The following is a 19,455-nucleotide window of genomic DNA, read 5'->3' on the forward strand; positions in this document are numbered from 1 at the left end:
AAGGGCGGACCCGACCACTTCCGCAGTCTCTGATTCCTCAAAGCGAATTTATCGGCTTTAACACTGGCAAATGGGGCGTTTATGAGAGGCGGCGTCCAATACGGCGCGGCCCCCGGCCCCCGACAAGCCGCCCCCAGATAAAAACCCTGAACGTGGCTCTGGCTTTTCTGTCGCAGCTTTGTGCTTTTTCAGCCTCCCCCTCAGGGCGTGTACCAGATTGGGCTGGTGATTGCGCGCTCTTGGGAAAAGTAGGTTGCATCTTCCGGCATCTCGTCCCTTAGGCCGTAGAACTTTCGGTCGTAGGCCAAGAAGGTCGGGGTTGGAATCTCGATGACCCGCACGTAGTAGAACGCCCGCTGAGCGGGATCGAAATCAGGGGTCTTTCCAGTAGCCGCCCAGGCTCGCTGCGCCGATGGAGTTGTCATAGCTGGCTTCGTCAATATTGACGGTATTGCCCACGGCTTTTCTAGCCCGCCCGTCTCTGCCGACTTTGCGATCATTGGATAGCGCGATATCGAAGATTCTCTCCTGGGGATTGCCGTCGGCGTCGAGCCAGCCCTTGATCACCTGCACAGGGTCCAAGTTGGCGCCGTCGGGGTCGCGAAGCGCCATTACAAGGAGACCCGGCGCTTTGCCGGCGGGCGCGCTGGAGAGGTCCCCGCCCATGGGCACACCGTGTTCATAGCCATATTCGGCGAGGTTCGACTTGTAGAGGTCCTCTTCGTTGAAGTCGACGCCGGCAAAGACCCGTACCCGGATGCGGGTGCCGGAGGTGGCGAACACCTCGCGCGCTTGAAGGCGTCCCAGATCGCTTCGCGGGTATTCTCCCGGGCCCAGACCGCGGCGAGTCCCGAGGCATTGAGCTTGAGTGCGGTGATGGAGAGGCTGTCATCCACCGATGATTTGATCGACACATCTTTCCATCGCTCCGGGCTGGGTTCGACGATGTTGGCCTTGCCCAACCAGTTGCTCTCTTCAGTCGAGGCGAGGCCGCCGTGGGCGTCGGTACTGCCGATCATGCCGAACTTGAACGGGTTTGCACCGAGCTTCTCCTCTTAGGCCAAGCCGCGCTTGAGGGCTTCCCGGGCGTACTCGTACTGGTACATCTCGTCCGTTTTGGCCGCGGTGCCGTTGAGGTTGGTGCCGTCAATCAGGGCAAAGTCCGCGAATTCGTCGTTTGGCGAGAGAAAGGGGTGTGCTTCACCGGAGCCCTTGGGCTGGATAATCTCGACCACCGGTTCCCACTGGCTGCGCCGCACGGCGTAGTCGGCATCCAACGCCTCGTTGGTGGTCTGGGTGGTCGACGCGAACATCATGCCGTTGGAGAGGTTGCCATTATGGGGGATCGCCAAGAGTTGGTCGCCGGTCTTTTTTTCGTACTCGGCCATCCAGGCCCAAGGATCCTCCGGGTCGCGACTGTCGTACTGAGAGAAAGGGACAATCTGGGACGCGCTGGTCTTGTCACCCCGGAACAGCACGTTGCGGTGGAGGTTGTTACCCTCGACGTTGGTGGTCCATTCAAAGCCGATCATCGCGGTAAAGCGGCCCGGTTGGTTGTACTTTTCCGCCATGTCGAGAATCTCGTCCCAGGCGGTGCGAGTCATCGACAGGTCCTTGATCGGGTCCTCTGCGCGCCCCTGGTAACTCAGCCAGTCGAGGAAAGCGTCGTAACCGTTACCGGCTTTCACCATGTCGTGGTAGCGCTTGGCCTGGGGGTTGTCCAAAACGATCTGGCGCTCTTGTCGATCAGCGGCGCCAGGCCAAGGTTCTCGGCGTGATCAGCGACCACAAGAAAATCCAAAGGCCGTTTAAGCCTGGCGTGAAGGCCCGTACTGCTCTCCACTTCATAGCCGAGGGCAAACCGGTACGCGCCTTCTGGCGTTACCGTGTTCCCGGCCATACCGGCATCCACGGAATAGGAGGTGTGCAGGTGGGTATCACCGAAATACACCGTGTTCGGAAAGGCCTGTTCGGGGTAGGGCGAGTAGACCCGGTCAGGGTCCACTTGCTCCATGTGCAATGCGGCGCCTGCATCGATGCTTCACAGGCAGGCGTCGGCGGAGTTTAGTTGGCGAAATCAGACTGGGAAAAATAGTCCCGGTAAAAGCGGTGGGTCGTTCGCACTAGCAGTGCATGACGCTCGGCGAGGCGCTGGTGGTCATGGTCGTAACCACCGCCGATGACGCAGGCGACCGGTATGCCCCGCTTTCGGGCCCACGCCAGGACGCGGTGGTCCCGCTGGATGACGCCCCGATCAGTCAAGTTCATGCGGCCCAGGCGATCCTCCTGGTGGACATCGGATCCCCCGTCGTAGATCAGGAGTTCTGGTAGGGGGCTCTGATCCAGTTGCGCCAATGTCTGCTCCAGCGCCGCCAGGTATCCCGTATCGTCCGTTCCGCAGGGGAGGGGGACGTCCAGGTCGCTGCGCTGCTTCTCAAAGGGGTAGTTTCGGGCACCGTGGATCGAGCAGGTAAAACAGCGGGGCTCGTTACCCAGAATGGCTGCGGTGCCGTCTCCCTGGTGTACGTCACAGTCGAGAATCAGAACTCGGTTCAGGCCCAGGTGCTCAACGCAATATCGGGCAGCGACGGCCAGGTCGTTGAACACGCAAAATCCGTTGCCACGGTTGCTGAACGCGTGGTGGGTGCCGCCGGCCAAGTGGCAAGCCAGGCCAGCCTCGAGCGCGAGCCGGCAGGTCAACAGCGTGCCCCCTACGGCGGTGACGGTTCTTCTTACCAGGGGCTCCGACCAGACCAGCCCCAAATGCTTCAGCTCCCGTTCGGTTAGCTCCCCCCGCTGGAATCGATCGATGTAGGGCAGGCTATGGGCGAGGGCGAGGGTGTCTCTCGGGCAGGGGGAAGGCACCTTGACGTTTCCCCTGTGCGCGAGTCCTTCCGCTACCAGGAGTTCATACAGGCGCTGGTACTTGGACATCGGGAAACGGTGCTTCGGGTCCCATGGGATGCTGTAGTGGGGGCTATAGACGATGGGGAGGTCGGGGTGTTTCACGTGGAACCCTCTCCTGCCTGGATATGGATAAGCCATGTTTCACGTGAAACCTATGAGCCCAATTGGTCCCGCCCCGTGACCGCGCCGACTAGCGGAGTAGATGGTCGACGAAGTCCGTGAGGCTCTCGTGGACAGCAACATCGGGGAAGGGTAGGCCCTTGGCAAGGGTTCGTTTACCCTTACCCGTCTTCACCAGAACCGGCCGGCAGCCCTTGGCCAGGCCGGCTTCCAAGTCGCGCAGACTGTCGCCGACGATAAAGGAATCCTTCGCCGAGCAGTTCAGCGCCCGCTCGATCTGATCAATGAGGCCTGGCGCCGGTTTGCGGCAATCACAGCCGTCGTCTGGGCCATGCGGGCAGTAAAAGACGCCTTCCAGTTTGCCGCCCGCAGCCTCGACCAGTCGGCTCATCTTTTCATGCATCGCGACGAGGTCGTCGAGTTGAAAATAGCCACGGGCCAATCCTGACTGATTGGTCGCAACAACGACCTGGTAGCCGGCCTGCGACAGGCGGGCAATCGCCTCGATGCTACCGGGAATCGGAATCCATTCGTCGACACTCTTTACGTAGTGGTCCGAGTCTTCGTTGATAACGCCGTCGCGGTCGAGAATAAGCAGCTGGTTCATGGTCAATCAAACATCGGTGGCCAGAAAAGATCGAGCCATTCTGCCACAACCGGAATGTCATGGGCAGCGATGGTCTTGCTAGCCGCCGTCGACAACAGTTGCTTAGCCTAAGCGCGAATCGCAGCGACCCACCGATAAAGGGGAGCGCTCGCGGTGGAGCGGGGGAGGAGGGAAGAAGGCTACTCAACGAGTAGGCAAAAAAAACCGGCGCGAAGCGCCGGCTGTATGGAGCGAGTTCCCTGCCGCTTACCCCAGTAGGGCGATGTCCGCGACCTTGAGGAAGCGTTGGCGCAATTGGTCGAGCAGGCGCATGCGGTTGTCCCGCACGGCACTATCCTCCGCCATGACCATCACCTCGTCGAAGAAGCGGTCGACGGTGGGCTGCAGGCTTGCGAGCCTCTCCAGGATCGCTTTGAACTCACCCTGTTCGGCGAGGGCGTCGACGGTGGCGTTGAGAGCCTCGATCTCCTGGTGCAGTACCCGCTCGGCCTCCTCCTGGAACAGGCGGCTGTCAGGGCTCTGTCCGTCCAGCTGCGGCTGCTTGCTGAGGATATTGGCGACCCGCTTGTTGGCGGCAGCCAGCGCCTCCGCCTCGGGCAGGGTGCGGAAGTGATTCACCGCCTGGACCCGCTTATCGAACTCCAGGGGCTTGCTGGAGGGGTTGGCCATGACCGCCAGGAACACCTCGGCGGGCACGCCCTCGTCGGCGTACCAGGCGCGGAACCGCTCCAGCATGAAGCTGAGTACGGTCTCCTCTAGCCCCTCGCGGGCGGGCAGCTCCCGGTGCTGGTCGGCGGCCAGGGCGAGCAGCTCGCGCAGGTCCAGGCCGAGCTGCTGCTCGACGATGATCCGCAGTACGCCCAGGGTCGCGCGGCGCAGGGCAAAGGGGTCCTTGCTGCCGGTGGGGGGTTGGTTGATGCCGAACAGGCCTACCAGCGTATCCAGACGATCGGCGATGGCCAGGGCGCTACCGGTGCGGGTAGTGGGGAGCTGGTCGCCGGCGAAGCGGGGTTGGTACTGCTCGAGCAGGGCCTTGGCCACCTCTTCGGGCTCGCCGTCGTTGAGGGCGTAGTAGTAACCCATCAGCCCCTGCAGGTCGGTGAACTCCAGCACCATTTCGGTGACCAGGTCGGTCTTGGCCAGTTGCCCGGCGCGCTCGGCCCACTGCGGGTTGCCGTCGATGCGTTCGGCGATGGCGGCGGCGAGAGTGGCCACACGCTGCGCCTTATCGTGGACGGTGCCGAGCTGGGCCTGGAATACGATGGGCTTGAGCTGCTCGATACGGGACTCAAGGCTGCGCTTCTTGTCGGTCTCGTAGAAGAAGGCGGCGTCCGCGAGGCGGGGCCGGATCACCTTCTCGTTGCCGGCGATCACTTGCTGCGGATCCTGGCTCTCGATATTGGAGACGGTAATAAAGTAGGGCTTGATGGCCCCTTCGGCGTCGACCACGTGGAAATACTTCTGGTGCTCCTTCATGGAGGAGACCAACGCCTCGGCGGGCACCGCCAGGAAGCGCTCTTCAAAGCGACCGGCCAGGGCCACGGGCCATTCAACCAGCGCGGTGACCTCGTCCAGCAGGTCCGGATCAATGACCGCCTCGCCGTCCAGCTGCCGGGCAGCAAGGGTAACCTGCTCCTCGATGTTGGCCCGTCGCGTGGCGAAGTCGGCGATCACGTAGGCGTCTTCGGCGAGGACTCGTTCGTAGTCACCGGGGGCGATCAGCTCGATGGGCTTGTTGTAGTGGAAACGGTGGCCGAAGGTCTTGCGCCCGGTGGGGCGGCCGAGGATCTCGGCCTCCACCACTTCGTCACCGAACAGCATCAGCACCCAGTGGACCGGGCGTACGAATTCGGTCCGGCGCGCGCCCCAGCGCATGCGCTTGGGAATGGGCAAACGCGCCAGGCTGTGGCGGACGATTTCCGGCAGCAGGGCCTGGCTGGATTGGCCGGGCTGCTCGCTGCGGAACAGGAAGTAATCGCCCTTGGGGGTGCTCAGGGTTTCCAGCTCGGTGGGCGTGACGCCGCAGGAACGGGCGAAACCCAGGATGGCTTGCTCCGGTGCCTTGACCGAGGGGCCGCGCTTCTCAATCTGCTGGTCGGGCTGGGCTTCGCTGAGCCCCTCCACCAGCACGGCCAGACGTCGGGGGCTGGCAAAGAGTTTGACGCTGGCGTAGTCCAGGTTGGCTTCTTCAAGCCCCTGGCGGATACCGTTGCCAAAGGCCTCGGAGAGGGATTTCAGCGCCTTGGGCGGTAGCTCTTCGGTGCCGATTTCGACCAGAAAATCACGCTGGGACATTACTTTTCCTCCCCTTGGGCAGCGAGTACTTCAGCCTTCAGGGCCTCGCTGGCGAGCGGGAACCCGGCGGCTTTTCGGGCTTCAAAATAGGTTTCGCAAACCGCCCGGGCGAGGGTGCGAACCCGCAGGATGTAGCGCTGGCGTTCGGTGACGGAAATGGCGTGGCGCGCATCCAGCAGGTTGAAGGTGTGGGAGGCCTTCATCACCATCTCGTAGGCGGGCAGGGGCAGGTTCTTTTCCACCAGGCGCCGGCTCTCCTTCTCGTAGTTGTCAAAGCACTGGAACAGGAATTCGACGTCCGCTTCTTCGAAGTTGTAGGTGGACATCTCCACCTCGTTCTGGTGAAAAACGTCGCCGTAGGTGACTTTGCCCTGGGGCCCTTCGGTCCAGACCAGGTCGTAGATGCTGTCCACCCCCTGCAGGTACATGGCGATCCGTTCGAGGCCGTAGGTGATCTCGCCGGTCACGGGGTAGCACTCGAGTCCGCCCACCTGCTGGAAATAGGTGAACTGGGTCACCTCCATGCCGTTGAGCCAGACTTCCCAGCCCAGGCCCCAGGCGCCCAGGGTGGGGGATTCCCAGTTATCCTCGACGAAGCGAATGTCGTGGACGGCCGGGTCGATACCCAGGGCCTTAAGCGAGCCCAGGTAGAGCTCCTGAATGTTGTCCGGGGAGGGCTTCATCACCACCTGGAACTGGTAGTAGTGCTGCAGACGGTTGGGGTTCTCGCCGTAGCGCCCGTCGGTGGGGCGTCGGCACGGCTGCACATAGGCCGCGTTCCAGCTCTCCGGGCCAACCGCGCGCAGGGTTGTGGCCGGGTGAAAGGTGCCCGCGCCCACCTCCATGTCCAGCGGCTGCACGATGACGCAACCCTGGTTGGCCCAGTATTGCTGAAGGGCGAGAATCAGACCCTGGAAGGTACTGACGTCTGCGGTTAACTGGTCACTCACTTAATTCACCATCTATGGTCGTTTGTAGGGCTGTTGGGAAACCGCGCATTATACATGATTCCCCCGGGGTTGCGGCCGCAGGACGACCAAGGTCGCCCTGTGGATAAGCTGTGAAATAGCGTGGAAAAGTGGTGAAACGGAGCGCGCCGTCAGGGGCGTCGGGCAACCAGGTAGGCTTCGTCGCGCAGTCCCTGGGTGGTATCGCCGCAGTCTCGATCCTCCCGGTACACAAGCGGCTCAAGGGCCGCGAAAAGCCGCAGCAGCTCGCCCGGTGCGAGGCGAAAGGCCGGGTTGTCCGGTCCGCTGGTGCCGAGTCGCTGGCGGGTAAAGGTCTGGTAGAACAGCAGCCCGCCGGGCCGCAGGGCTTCGACAATCGCCGGGCAGAGGGCGCGCTCCAGGTAGCGGCTGACACAGATTACGTCGAAGGCGCCGGAGGGGAGGGGGCTGGCTTCCAGGTCGACGACGCGGGCTGCCAGGGGAAGGCCTTCGGCAGCGGCGAAGGCGTTGACCTTGTCCACCGCCACCGGCGACAGGTCCCAGGCCTGGGTGCTGAGGCCATGGCGGGCCAGGGCCAGGGCGTTGCCACCGAGCCCGCAGGCCAGCTCCAGGGCATCTCCCTTGGGCGGAAGCAGGTGGAGGTTGCACACCAGCACCCGGGCCGGGCTGTTGGGTGCCTCGGCCTCCTGATAGCGCCGGTCCCAGCGCATTTGGCGGGGGTGCTCAGCCACGGCCAATGGGGGCGAACCGTGCGCCGGTCAGTCGAGCGAGATCGCTGGGCGCCAGCTCGATATCCAGCCCCCGCTTACCGCCGCTGATGAAGAGGCTTTCGAGCTGTTCGGCGCTGCTGTCGATCAGGGTCGGCAGGCGTTTTTTCTGCCCCAGGGGGCTGATACCGCCCACCAGGTAGCCGGTGGCCCGCTGGGCCTCGAGGGCGTCGGCCATGGCGACTTTTTTGCACTTCAAGGCCTCTCCGACGGCCTTGAGGTTCAGGGTGCCGTCCACCGGCACGATGGCAACCGCGAGTTGTTTGGGGCTGTTGTCCAGCGCTACCAGCAGGGTCTTAAAGACCCGGCTCGGGTCGACGCCCAGCTCCCGGGCTGCTTCGGCACCGTAAGAGTCGACACCGGGCTCGTGGTGGTACTGGTGGACCTGGAAGGCCACGCGGGCTTTTTTCAGCAGGTTGACGGCGGGTGTCATCGGCACCTCCGGAAAAGAGCCATCGGCGCCGCCTGAAGCAGGTCCATCGGAGCCCCCTGCAACAGAGTCATCAGCGCTTCCAGAACACGGGGGTAAAAAGCACCAGCAGGGTGAACACCTCGAGGCGTCCCAGCAGCATCGAGAAGCAGAGGATCCACTTGGCGGTGTCGTTGAGGTCGCCGTAATGGCCGGCTACTTCACCGAGTCCCGGTCCCAGGTTGTTGAGCGTAGCGCCGACCGCGGTCCAGGCGGTCACCTGGTCCAGCCCGGTGCCGAGCAGGGCGATCAGCATGATCACGAACACGATCAGGTAGACGGAGAAGAAGCCCCAGACGGCCTCGGCAACGCGATCGGAGATGGGGCGGTTGCCGACTTTAATGGGAATAACTGCGTTGGGGTGCATCAGTCGCTTCACCTCCCGCAGCCCCTGCTTGAGGATAATCAGGATGCGGATGACTTTCATGCCGCCGCCGGTGGAGCCAGCGCAGCCTCCGGCAAAGGCGGCGATGAAGAGCATAAAGGGCAGCATGGTGGGCCACTGGGAAAAGTCGGCGGTGGCGTAGCCGGTGGTGGTGGCGATGGAGACCACCTCGAATATCGCCTTGCGAAAGGCCTCGGTCCCGGCAAAGGTGCCGGTCAGCTCCAGGACCACGGTGGTGAAAAGCGTGGTGACGCCGAGGATCCCCAGGTAGAACTTGAACTCCGGGTCTTGCCAGTAGGTGCGGAGGCTACGCACCCGCCAGGCACCGAAGTGGAGGGCAAAATTGACCGCCGAGATCACCATGAAGAACACCGCGACGGTCTCGATCAGGGCGTTGTCAAAGTAGCCGATACTGGCGTCGTGGGTGGAGAAGCCGCCGATGGCGACGGTGGAGAAGGCGTGCGCCACGGCGTCGAACAGACTCATGCCGGCCAACCAGTAGCCCAGCGCACACAGTATTGTGAGGGACAGGTAGATGTACCAGAGCGCCTTGGCGGTCTCGGTGATGCGCGGCGTCAGCTTGGAGTCCTTGACCGGCCCGGGGGTTTCCGCCCGGTAGAGCTGCATGCCACCGATACCGAGCATGGGGAGAATCGCCACCGCCAGCACGATGATCCCCATGCCGCCGAACCACTGCAGCTGCTGCCGGTACCAGAGGATCGACTTGGGCAGGGCATCGATGCCGGTGATGACCGTGGCCCCGGTGGTGGTCAGCCCGGACAGGGACTCAAAGACCGCATCCACGACGCTCAGATGCGGTTCCTGGGAGAGCAGCAGGGGGATGGAGCCGAACAGGCCCAGTACTGTCCAGAACAGCACGGTGATCAGAAAGCCGTCGCGGGTTCTAAGGTCCTGGCGCACCCGGTAAACCGGGACCCACATCAAAAAGCCGGTGATCAGGGTGATGCCGAAGGCGATGAGAAACGGCAGGTGAGCGCCGTCCTGGTAGAGCCAGGAGATCAGCACCGGAGGGAGCATGCTGAAGCTGAACAGCATCAGCAGAATGCCGAGAATGCGCAGGATGACTCGAAAATGCATGCTCCGCCTCGCGTTTAGAAGAAGGTCAATCCGACCTGGAACAGCTGCTCCACCTCGGTGATGCGGCGCTTGTCCACAAGGAAGAGGATGACATGGTCGCCGTTCTCCACCACCACGTCATCGTGGGCGATCAGTACCTGATCGTTGCGCACGATGGCGCCGATGGTGGTGCCCGGCGGCAGGTCGATCTCCTCGATAGCGCGGCCTACCACTTTGGACGAGCGGCGGTCGCCGTGGGCGATCGCCTCCATGGCTTCGGCCGCTCCTCTGCGAAGTGAGTGAACATTTACTACGTCTCCTCGCCTTACATGGGTAAGCAGGCTGCCGATGGTGGCCTGCTGCGGGGAGATGGCGATGTCGATCACGCCGCCCTGCACCAGGTCCACGTAGGCCGGGTTGTTGATCAGGGTCATCACGGTGCGGGCGCCGAGTCGCTTGGCCAGCATGGAGGCCATGATATTGGCCTCGTCGTCGTTGGTGAGAGCACAGAACACGTCGGTGCCTTCGATATTCTCTTCCAGCAGCAGCTCCTGGTCAGAAGCGCTGCCCTGCAGCACGATGGTGCGATCGAGGTTGTTGGCGAGCTGGTTGCAGCGCTTGATATTGCGCTCGATGATTTTGACCTGGTAGTCCCGCTCCAGGCTGCGGGCCAGGTTGGCGCCGATATTGCCGCCGCCGGCGATGATGATGCGTTTGTAGGGGTGGTCCAAGCGGCGCAGCTCGCTCATCACCGCGCGGATATCCTTGCGGGCGGCGATAAAGAAGACCTCGTCGTCGGCCTCGATGACGGTGTCGCCCTGGGGAATGATGGGACGGTCACGGCGGAAGATAGCTGCGACCCGGGTGTCCACCGCCGGCATGTGGGCCCGCAGGTAGGCGATCTCGTGACCCACCAGGGGGCCTCCGTAGTACGCTCTGACCGCGACCAGCTGGGCCTGGCCCTCGGCAAAATCGAGCACCTGCAAGGCGCCGGGGTGCTGAATCAGCCGCTTCACGTGGCGGGTCACCAGTTGCTCGGGGCTGATCAGCACGTTGATCGGTACGGCCTTGTCGGAGAACAGCTTGTCCTTGTCCGCCAGGTAGTCGTGCCCGCGCACCCGGCCGATCCGGGTCGGGGTATGGAAAATGGTGTAAGCGACCTGGCAGGCGATCATGTTGACCGCGTCGGAGTTGGTCACCGCGATCAGCATGTCGGCGTCCTCGGCGCCGGCCTGGGCCAGGATCGAGGGGGTGGAGCCCTGTCCCTCTACCGTGCGGATATCCAGCCGGTCCTGCAGTTCCCGCAGGCGGCTGAAGTCGGTGTCCACCACGGTGATGTCATTGGCTTCGTTGGCGAGGTTCTCCGCCAGGGTCGCGCCCACCTGGCCGGCACCGAGAATAATGATTTTCATAGGTTTAGTCTGTACACCCGGAAGGTTTTTCCAGTACCGCGTAGTAGAAGCCGTCATGACCCTGAGGCTGGGGAAACAGCTGTCGGCCGACGGGGCGTGTCATCCCCCACTCGGCCTTGACAGGGCACTCACGGGCCTGAGGATGCCTTGCCAGAAAGGCTTGCACAACCTTTTCGTTCTCCTCGGGCAGTACCGAGCAGGTGGCGTAAACCAGCCTTCCACCCGGTTTGAGCATGGGCCAGAGGTTATCCAGCAGCTTTCCCTGCAGGACGGCGAGCGGGGCGATATCGTCTGCCTGGCGCAGGTATTTAATGTCCGGGTTGCGTCGAATTACCCCCGTAGCGGAGCAGGGCGCATCCAGCAGGATACGGTCGAAGGGCGCGCCGTCCCACCACGCTCGGTCGCTGGCGTCGGCCGCCTTCAGGTCGGCGCGCAGCCCCAGGCGGTCGAGGTTCTGCTCGATCCGCGGCAGCCGCTCCTCGCTGACATCCAGCGCCAGGCAGGCCTTCAGCATACCTTCAGATTCCAGAATATGGCCGGTCTTGCCGCCGGGGGCCGCGCAGGCGTCCAGCACCCGTTGTCCGGGCCCCAGGTCGAGCAGCCCAGCCGCCAGCTGGGCCGCCTCGTCCTGAACGCTGATTCCCCCCTCGGAAAACCCCGGCAGCTGCTCCACGTCCTGGGCCTCATCAAGAGTCAGCCCCTCGGGAGCGAACGGGGTGGGCCGGGCCTTGATGCCCGCCTGCTCGAGCCGGGCCAGGTAGCTCGGCCGATCGCTGCGCTGCTGGTTAACGCGCAGGGTGAGGGGGGCCTGGCGGTTATTGGCCTCAAGGATGGCCGCATGCTGCTCACCCCAGGCCCCGGCCAGGCGCTCGATAAGCCAGGCGGGGTGGGCGAAATGAAATACCGGATCGGCCTGGAGGGCGGCGGCTAACTGGGGGTCGCGCTGGAAGCTGCGCAGCACGCCGTTGATCAGCCCCTTGGCCCAGGGTTTCTTGAGTTTTAACGCCGCCTGGACGGTCTCGCCGATGGCCGCGTGTGCCGGCACCCGCATGTAGTCCAGCTGGTAGAGTCCCAGCAGGATCAGTGCCTGTACGTCCTGGTCCTTGCGTTTGAGCGGCTTTTTCAGCAGCTGCTTGGCGAGCCGCTCTAGCCGGGGTAAAAACCGGCAGGTCCCGTAACACAGCTCCTGCACCAGCGGACGCTGGGCCGGCTCGAGGCGTGCCAGGACCGGGGGCAGGGCGCTGGCGAGGCTGGCCTCGCGCTTGAGCACGCGGGCCAGGACGCGGGCCGCCTGTAGCCGCTGGCTCACGCGGTTACGCTTTCGAAGCGGTTGCCGGCGCGGAACAGGTCCTGGCGGGCATTAAGCAGGTCAGCCACGGGTAACTGTTTCTTGCCCGGCAGCTGCATGCGGGTGATCACCAGCACGCCGCTGCCGGTCGCGACCTTGAGGCCTTCCTTCTCGGCGCAAATCAGCTCCCCGGGGGGGCGCTCACTGGACTCTTTGGTGAGGAACGCATCCCAGATTCGCACACGCTCGCCGTTCAGATCGCTGAAGGCCACCGGTCGCGGGTTGAGGCCGCGGATGCGGCGGTCGAGCTCCGCCGCGGGCAGTGCCCAGTCCAGCGCCCCTTCGGCCTTGGTCAGCTTGGCGGCGTAGCAGGCTCGGGTCTCGTCCTGGGGTTCCGGCACGGCGCGTCCCAGAGCGATGTTTTCCAGGGCCTCGTCCAGGGCTTCGGCGCCCAGCCCCATCAGGCGCTCGTGCAGTTTGTGACTGGTGTCATCAGCGGCAATCGGGCAGCGCTTCTTGAGCAGCATGTCGCCGGTATCAAGCCCCTCGTCCATCTGCATGATGGTGATCCCGGTCTCTTCGTCGCCGGCCAGCAGGGCCCGCTCGATCGGCGCCGCGCCACGCCAGCGGGGCAGCAGGGAGGCATGGACGTTGATGCAGCCCAGGCGGGGAATATCCAGCACGGCCTTGGGAAGCAGCAGGCCGTAAGCCACCACCACCATCAGGTCGGGCTCCAGCGCCGCCAGTTCCGCTTGCGCCTCCGGGGTTTTCAGGCTCTGCGGCTGGAACACCGTCAGGCCCGCCTCAATGGCCCGCAGTTTGACGGCGCTGGGTGTCAGTTTCTTGCCCCGCCCGGAAGGGCGGTCGGGCTGGGTATAGACGCCGACCAGCTGGTGTGGCGTGTTAAGCAGCGCGTCCAGGCTGGCGGCGGCAAAGGCCGGGGTACCGGCAAAAACGATGCGGAGCGGCTTTGTTTCCATAGGATCCGGTTTAATCAGGGCAGGGCGCTAACGTCACGCCCTGCCGTGTGAGACTCAGTTCAGGAGGCCTGGCCGGCCTGGCGGTGAAGCTTCTCAAGCTTTTTGCGAATGCGGTTGCGCTTGAGCGGCGACAGGTAGTCGACGAAGAGTTTGCCGTCCAGGTGGTCGATTTCATGCTGAATGCAGACGGCGAGCAGCCCCTCGGCTTCCTTCTCAAAGGGTTTTCCCTCGCGATCCAGGGCCCGCACGCGGATGTGGTTGGCGCGCTCGACCGGCTCGTAAAAGCCAGGCACGGACAGGCAGCCCTCCTGGCTCTCCTCCCGGCTCTCGTCCAGCACGTCGAACTCGGGATTGATCAGCACCAGGGGCTCGCTCTTGTCTTCGCTGATGTCGATTACGATGATGCGACGGTGGACGTTGACCTGGGTCGCGGCCAAGCCGATACCCGGGGCGTCGTACATGGTTTCGAACATGTCGTCGATCAGCTTGCCGACACTTTCATCGACGCTTTCAAGGGGTTCGGCCCGGGTCCGCAGGCGGGGGTCGGGGAACTCTAAAATCGGGAGTAAAGCCATAAATAAAACAGGACGTTAAAGGAGGGATTGAAGGGGATTTGCCGTTGTTTATTTCAACGATAGACCTATTATACTGTTTACAACCGCCGATTCCATAGGAAGAATAAGGCACCATGCGGCCTACAGGCCCGTTGTTACCCGCGTTTTAAGGGAATTGCCCATGAGAAAGCTCCTGATCGGATTTGCAGTGCTGTTGCTGGTTGGATGGGGTCCGGCCCGTGCCGATGTGATCAACCTGGCCGATGATTACCCCGATCAGTATGTGGTCGTGAAGGGCGACACCCTCTGGGATATCTCCGCCCGTTTTCTCGAAAGCCCCTGGCTCTGGCCCAAGGTCTGGACCGTCAACCCCCAGATTGATAACCCGCACCTCATCTATCCCGGGGATATCGTTTACCTGGTGTTCGTGAACGGCAAGCCGGAACTGCGGCTCAAGCGGGGCGACCGCAAGCTCTCGCCCGAAATTCGTACTTCCTCGCTGGAGCAGGCAATCCCCGCCATCCCCCTGCAGGACATCAAGAGTTTCCTCTCCGACAACCTGGTGCTGTCCGAGAACCTGCTGGACAAGGCGCCCTACGTGATCGGCGGGGTCAATGAGAGCATCATCGCCGGCGCCGGCGATCGCGTTTACGCCCGGGGCGATCTGCCTGACGATGAGCAGAACTACTTCGGCGTCTACCGCCCGGCCCGCACCTACACTGATCCCGACACCGGCGAAGTGCTGGGCTATGAGTCCCAGTCCATCGGCGGCGGTTACCTGGTCAACACCAAGGACGATATTCTCACCCTTGAACTCAAGCGTACCAGCGAAGAGGTACGGGTCCTCGATCGCGTGCTGCCGACCCAGGAGCAGGTGGTCCAGTCTGTGTTCTATCCCAGCGCGCCGGCCACAGAGCTGAGCGGCAAGATTCTCTCCGTGCTGCGTGGCGTCGCCAAGATCGGTCAGTTCGACGTGGTGGCGATCAACCTGGGCCAGCGCGAAGGGCTGGAGCCGGGACACGTATTCCACGTCTACAAGCAGGGCGAAATCATCAAGGATCCGGTCACCGGAGAGATGCTGACGCTGCCCAAGGAGCGCGGCGGGGTGGTCATGGTGTTCAACGTCTTTGAAAAGGTCAGCTACGCCCTGGTCATGGAGGCGCAAAATACCCTGTCCGTCCTGGATGAGGTGCGCAGCGCCCGCTAAAACCAACCAACACGAGATGGCGTTCAAGGATGACCGCCCATGGATGAGCATGTAAGTGCCTGGTTGCGCCTGAGCCGGGTTTCGGGCCTTGGCCCCCGGGCGCTCAAGCAGCTGCGCGAAACCCTGGGTTCGCCGCAAGCGGTCCTCGCAGCCCCGCCGAGCCAGTTGCAGGCCCTGGGCCTGCGGCCTGCGGTGGCGGCACGGGTGGCGATAGCCGCCCAGCAGCCCCTGCCCGAGACGGAGCGTATCGCACTTCACGACTGGCTGGCGGCGCCCGATCATCACCTTCTCTGCCCCGACGATCCCCGCTACCCCTCCCGTCTCTGGAATATTCCGGATCCGCCTCCCTGTCTTTACGTCGCCGGTGATCCGGAGGTGCTGGTTCAGCCCCAGTTGGCGCTGGTGGGCAGTCGTCATGCCACGATCAGCGGTCTGGAGGCTGCGCGGGATTTCGGTCGCGCCCTGTCGCAGGCCGGCTTCGTCGTCACCAGCGGTTTGGCGCTGGGGATCGACGGCGAGGCGCACCGGGGCGCGCTGGAGGGGTTGGGGGTGACGCTTGGCGTGCTGGGCTCGGGCTGTGATCGGCCGTACCCGGCCCGCCATCGGAGTCTCGCTGAGTCGATTGTGGCCGCTGGCGGCGCCCTCGTCTCTGAACTGCCCCTGCAAAGCCCGCCCAGGGCGCAGAATTTTCCCCGCCGTAACCGCATTATCAGTGGCTTGAGCCTGGGCGTGCTGGTGATTGAGGCAGCACAGGAGTCTGGCTCCTTGATCACTGCCAGGTTGGCGCTGGAGCAGGGACGAGAGGTGTTCGCCATGCCCGGCTCAATCCACAATCCGGCGGCCCGGGGCTGTCATCGACTGATTCGCCAGGGGGCCAAGCTGGTGGAGACGGTGGACCACATTCTCGAAGAGGTGGCACCGCAGCTGCCGTTTAATGCGAGGGAGGACGCCGGAGGAGATCCCACGGGTCAGGAAGAGGAGCCGCTGGAAAGCGGCGCGGCGCGGGTGTTGGCGGCCTGCGGTTACGACACCACTCCCCTGGACCGGGTGGTCGAGCGCAGCGGTCTGAGCGCGGGTGTGGTGCAGAGCGAGCTGCTGGCCCTGGAGCTGGCAGGACGGGTTACCGCGGTCGCAGGGGGCTATCAACGGCGCTAGGTTTGGGGACGTACGTCTTCGACAGGACGGCTGAGCGACTGGCTCTACTCTTTTATCTGGGCGATAATGGACGCTTTTTCCGCGCGGGCCGGAGCGGCTCGGTGTGGAGTCTTTATTCCATTTAAGCTGAAGCAGTTGAGGAGAGAAACATGGGTGCGCTGGTTGGAGTCATCATGGGCTCGCGTTCCGACTGGGAAACCATGAGCGAGGCGGTAACGATTCTGGAAAAGCTCGGTGTCTCCCACGAGGTGGAGGTCGTATCGGCCCATCGGACGCCCGAAAAACTGTTTGAATACGCTCAGAACGCCGAGTCCCGCGGCCTGGAAGTGATCATCGCCGGGGCTGGCGGGGCTGCCCACCTGCCGGGTATGGCCGCTTCCAAAACCGTGCTGCCGGTACTGGGCGTTCCGGTTCAGTCTCGCGCGCTTAACGGCATGGACTCGCTGCTCTCAATCGTGCAGATGCCGGCGGGTATTCCCGTGGGCACTCTCTCCATCGGCAAGGCGGGTGCCGCCAACGCCGCCCTGCTTGCCGCCGCCATGCTGGGCAACAAGTACCCGCAAATACGCAGCGCCCTGAACGCGTTTCGAAACGAGCAGACGGAGAAGGTGCTGGCCAACCCCGATCCGAGGGATGGTGACGCATGAAGCGGCTGGGCATTATCGGGGGGGGGCAGCTGGCACGGATGATGGCGCTGGCTGCACCGCCCCTGGGGCTTGAGGTACGTTTTCTGGATCCTTCTTCCAGCGCCTGTGCCGGCGACATATCGACCGGCATCCGCGCCGGCTACGGTGATCCCGAGGCGTTGGATGAGCTGGCAGACTGGGCCGAGGTGGTGACCTTCGAGTTCGAGAATGTGCCGGCGGCCAGCGTCGAGCGGCTGGCAGCGAAGCTTCCCGCCTACCCCCCGGCCGGGGCCCTGGGCACCGCCCAGGATCGCCTGCGGGAAAAAAACCTGTTTCGTGATCTCGGAATTGGCGTCGCCCCCTTTGCCGCTGTGGACAGCCTGGAGGGCCTGCGCTTGGCCGTTGCTGACGTAGGGCTGCCGGCGGTGCTCAAAACCCGTACCGAAGGCTATGACGGCAAGGGACAAGCGGTGCTGCGCACCGCCGCTGATCTGGAGCCGGCCTGGGAACGCCTCGGCGGCGTGCCCCTGATCCTGGAAGGCTTTGTGAACTACAGCCGTGAAATCTCGATTATCGGGGTGCGTACCCGAGATGGCGCCATGTGTTTCTACCCCATATCGGAGAACACACACCGCGACGGTATTCTGCACCTTGCGGTTTGTCGCGCCTCGGATCCCATGCAGGAAGAGGCTCAGGCTTGTCTCCGCAAGATTGCCGAAGCGCTCGACTATGTCGGGGTGCTGACCCTGGAGCTGTTCGAGATGGACGGGCAACTGCTGGCCAACGAGATCGCGCCAAGGGTGCATAACTCCGGGCACTGGACCATCGAAGGCGCTGAAACCAGCCAGTTTGAAAACCACCTGCGGGCGGTGCTGGATCTGCCGCTGGGGGCGACCGACCCGGTGGGTGAGAGCGCCATGGTCAACTTCATTGGCCGGGTACCCGCTGCCGAGGCGGTGCTGGCCATTCCCGGCGCCCACCTGCATGATTACCAGAAAGAGGCCCGGACCGGACGTAAAGTGGGGCACGTGACCCTGCGGGCCGGCTCACCGGAGGCGCTGGCCGAGCGGATTGCCGCCGCGGAGGCCCTTCTCCAGGATGGTTAAAGGAGGCACCCGAGGCCGAGGCGTTGACCGCTGGCGCCTGAAGCAGGCTACCCGGGCATTGCAGGCCGGGGGGGTGATCGCCTACCCCACCGAGGCGGTGTGGGGGCTAGGGTGTGATCCGTGGAACGAGGCCGCTTTTCGTCGCCTGCTGGCGCTCAAGCGCCGCCCGCCCGAGAAGGGGGTTATCCTGATCGCCGCCGACCGCAGCCAGATCGCACCGCTGTTGAATGAGCTGACCCCGGCCCAGGCGCAACACCTGGCGGCCAGCTGGCCGGGCCCGGTGACCTGGCTGCTACCCGACCCGCAGGACTGGGTCCCGGCATGGATCAAGGGGGGGCACCCTACGGTCGCGGTACGGGTGAGTGATCACCCCCTGGTGGCCGAACTCTGTCGCGCGTTTGGCGGCCCCCTGGTGTCCACCTCGGCCAATCGGGCCGGCCATCCGCCGGGGCGCACTCCGCGTGAGGTACGTCTGGCGCTGGGCCCGGGTCTGGACTACCTGTTACCGGGGGCGCTGGGGGGGCGCGAGCGGCCCAGCGAAATTCGAGATCTGCGCACCTTGGATACCCTCAGACACTGACCCGGAGAGTTCAATGGCGGTAAATATCGCGGCGGTCATCGCCTCTATGGAAAGCCTGCAAGAGCGCATCTGCGAGGGGCTTGAGGCCCTGGATGGCAATGGACGTTTTGCGGAGGATCGGTGGATCCGCCCGGAAGGGGGCGGTGGTCGTTCACGGATCATGACCGACGGCGCTCGCTTTGAGAAAGGCGGGGTCAACTTCTCTCACGTTCGTGGCGATTCCATGCCCGCCTCCGCCACCGCCCACCGGCCCGAATTGGCAGGACGTCATTACCAGGCGGTCGGCGTTTCCCTGGTGATGCACCCCCACAACCCTTACGTGCCGACCTCCCACGCCAACGTGCGGTTTTTCGTTGCCGAGAAGGAAGGCGAGGCGCCCATCTGGTGGTTCGGGGGCGGTTTCGACCTGACCCCCTGTTATGGCTTCGACGAAGATTGCCGTGACTGGCACCGGGCCGCCAAGGCCGTCTGCGACCGCTTTGGCCCTGAGCGCTACGCCGAATATAAGGCCTGGTGCGACCGCTATTTCTACCTCAAGCACCGGGACGAGCCCCGCGGAGTCGGCGGCATCTTCTTCGATGACCTTAATACGCCCGACTTTGAAAGTTGCTTTGCCTTTGTCCGGGATGTGGGGGAGACCTACCTGCAGGGCTACGCGCCGTTGGTCGAACGCCGCGCGGACACCCCCTATGGCGAGCGGGAGAAGCAGTTTCAGCGCTACCGGCGCGGGCGTTACGTGGAGTTCAACCTGGTCTGGGACCGGGGTACCCTTTTTGGCCTGCAGTCCGGGGGACGCACGGAGTCGATCCTGATGTCGCTACCTCCCGAGGTGCGCTGGGAATACAACTGGCACCCCGAGCCCGGCACCCCCGAAGCCGAACTGTACGAGCGCTACCTAAAACCCCGGGACTGGGCATAGAGACAGCGACTTTGAGGTGTGAGCCGCTGAGCCCAGGCCCGCGCCTCAACCGCA

At 63.8% G+C, this 19,455-nt stretch carries 19 protein-coding genes and 1 pseudogene; 6 read left to right on the plus strand and 14 right to left on the minus strand.

The annotated features are described in order from the left end of the window. Positions 1–200: 200 nt before the first annotated feature. The 14 genes and pseudogenes from JGZ97_RS01050 to def all read right to left on the minus strand — a co-directional run bounded on the left by JGZ97_RS01050 (position 201) and on the right by def (position 13,829). Complete coding sequence (locus tag JGZ97_RS01050; RefSeq protein ID WP_207060737.1) at positions 201–425, minus strand: DUF3604 domain-containing protein; 225 nt, start codon at positions 423–425, stop codon at positions 201–203. Then, positions 373–1,691 (minus strand): annotated as a pseudogene (locus JGZ97_RS18415) (DUF3604 domain-containing protein). The gene JGZ97_RS01050 and the pseudogene JGZ97_RS18415 overlap by 53 nt, the downstream one beginning before the upstream one ends. Further along, on the minus strand, positions 1,685–2,014 hold the full coding sequence (locus JGZ97_RS18310; RefSeq protein ID WP_207060741.1) for a DUF3604 domain-containing protein: 330 nt from the start codon (positions 2,012–2,014) through the stop codon (positions 1,685–1,687). The pseudogene JGZ97_RS18415 and the gene JGZ97_RS18310 overlap by 7 nt, the downstream one beginning before the upstream one ends. A 50-nt stretch (positions 2,015–2,064) precedes the next feature. Continuing rightward, the gene (locus JGZ97_RS01075) at positions 2,065–3,009 is read right to left on the minus strand and encodes a histone deacetylase (protein ID WP_370583975.1); all 945 of its coding nucleotides are present in this window, start codon (positions 3,007–3,009) and stop codon (positions 2,065–2,067) included. 88 nt (positions 3,010–3,097) lie between these two features. Next, entirely contained in the window at positions 3,098–3,634 is a 537-nt protein-coding gene (gmhB, locus tag JGZ97_RS01080) for a D-glycero-beta-D-manno-heptose 1,7-bisphosphate 7-phosphatase (RefSeq protein WP_207060743.1), read from the minus strand. Positions 3,635–3,880: 246 nt separating this feature from the next. Further along, entirely contained in the window at positions 3,881–5,929 is a 2,049-nt protein-coding gene (gene glyS, locus JGZ97_RS01085; protein ID WP_207060744.1) for a glycine--tRNA ligase subunit beta, read from the minus strand. Next, positions 5,929–6,879 (minus strand): glycine--tRNA ligase subunit alpha, encoded by a 951-nt coding sequence (gene glyQ / locus JGZ97_RS01090; RefSeq protein WP_207060745.1) that lies wholly within the window; start codon positions 6,877–6,879, stop codon positions 5,929–5,931. Before glyQ ends, glyS begins: the two co-directional genes overlap by 1 nt. Positions 6,880–7,028: 149 nt before the next feature. Then, positions 7,029–7,586, minus strand: coding sequence for a bifunctional 2-polyprenyl-6-hydroxyphenol methylase/3-demethylubiquinol 3-O-methyltransferase UbiG (locus JGZ97_RS01095; protein ID WP_207060746.1), 558 nt, complete (start codon positions 7,584–7,586; stop codon positions 7,029–7,031). Positions 7,587–7,599: 13 nt separating this feature from the next. Further along, on the minus strand, positions 7,600–8,076 hold the full coding sequence (ybaK, locus tag JGZ97_RS01100; protein WP_207060747.1) for a Cys-tRNA(Pro) deacylase: 477 nt from the start codon (positions 8,074–8,076) through the stop codon (positions 7,600–7,602). Between the two features lie 70 nt (positions 8,077–8,146). Further along, positions 8,147–9,595, minus strand: a complete 1,449-nt coding sequence (locus JGZ97_RS01105) for a TrkH family potassium uptake protein (RefSeq protein ID WP_207060748.1) — start codon at positions 9,593–9,595, stop codon at positions 8,147–8,149. Between the two features lie 14 nt (positions 9,596–9,609). Continuing rightward, on the minus strand, positions 9,610–10,986 hold the full coding sequence (gene trkA, locus JGZ97_RS01110) for a Trk system potassium transporter TrkA (protein WP_207060749.1): 1,377 nt from the start codon (positions 10,984–10,986) through the stop codon (positions 9,610–9,612). A gap of 4 nt (positions 10,987–10,990) precedes the next feature. Continuing rightward, positions 10,991–12,295, minus strand: a complete 1,305-nt coding sequence (gene rsmB, locus JGZ97_RS01115; protein ID WP_207060750.1) for a 16S rRNA (cytosine(967)-C(5))-methyltransferase RsmB — start codon at positions 12,293–12,295, stop codon at positions 10,991–10,993. After that, positions 12,292–13,254: a methionyl-tRNA formyltransferase gene (fmt, locus tag JGZ97_RS01120; RefSeq protein WP_207060751.1), complete on the minus strand. Its 963-nt coding sequence runs from the start codon at positions 13,252–13,254 to the stop codon at positions 12,292–12,294. The genes rsmB and fmt overlap by 4 nt, the downstream gene beginning before the upstream one ends. A gap of 59 nt (positions 13,255–13,313) precedes the next feature. Then, the gene (gene def / locus JGZ97_RS01125; RefSeq protein ID WP_207060752.1) at positions 13,314–13,829 is read right to left on the minus strand and encodes a peptide deformylase; all 516 of its coding nucleotides are present in this window, start codon (positions 13,827–13,829) and stop codon (positions 13,314–13,316) included. Positions 13,830–13,989: 160 nt separating this feature from the next. Between def and JGZ97_RS01130 the strand changes: the two genes are divergently transcribed. The 6 genes from JGZ97_RS01130 to hemF all read left to right on the plus strand — a co-directional run bounded on the left by JGZ97_RS01130 (position 13,990) and on the right by hemF (position 19,401). After that, entirely contained in the window at positions 13,990–15,015 is a 1,026-nt protein-coding gene (locus JGZ97_RS01130; protein ID WP_207060753.1) for a LysM peptidoglycan-binding domain-containing protein, read from the plus strand. Positions 15,016–15,054: 39 nt separating this feature from the next. Then, positions 15,055–16,170: a DNA-processing protein DprA gene (gene dprA / locus JGZ97_RS01135; protein ID WP_207060754.1), complete on the plus strand. Its 1,116-nt coding sequence runs from the start codon at positions 15,055–15,057 to the stop codon at positions 16,168–16,170. A gap of 149 nt (positions 16,171–16,319) precedes the next feature. Beyond that, complete coding sequence (gene purE, locus JGZ97_RS01140; RefSeq protein WP_207060755.1) at positions 16,320–16,817, plus strand: 5-(carboxyamino)imidazole ribonucleotide mutase; 498 nt, start codon at positions 16,320–16,322, stop codon at positions 16,815–16,817. Beyond that, complete coding sequence (locus tag JGZ97_RS01145) at positions 16,814–17,902, plus strand: 5-(carboxyamino)imidazole ribonucleotide synthase (protein ID WP_207060756.1); 1,089 nt, start codon at positions 16,814–16,816, stop codon at positions 17,900–17,902. The genes purE and JGZ97_RS01145 overlap by 4 nt, the downstream gene beginning before the upstream one ends. Further along, positions 17,895–18,482: an L-threonylcarbamoyladenylate synthase gene (locus tag JGZ97_RS01150; protein ID WP_207060757.1), complete on the plus strand. Its 588-nt coding sequence runs from the start codon at positions 17,895–17,897 to the stop codon at positions 18,480–18,482. Before JGZ97_RS01145 ends, JGZ97_RS01150 begins: the two co-directional genes overlap by 8 nt. A 13-nt stretch (positions 18,483–18,495) precedes the next feature. Further along, entirely contained in the window at positions 18,496–19,401 is a 906-nt protein-coding gene (gene hemF / locus JGZ97_RS01155; protein ID WP_207060758.1) for an oxygen-dependent coproporphyrinogen oxidase, read from the plus strand. Positions 19,402–19,455: the final 54 nt, after the last annotated feature.

This window comes from Motiliproteus sp. SC1-56, assembly GCF_017309075.1.
GTDB lineage: Bacteria > Pseudomonadota > Gammaproteobacteria > Pseudomonadales > Balneatricaceae > Motiliproteus.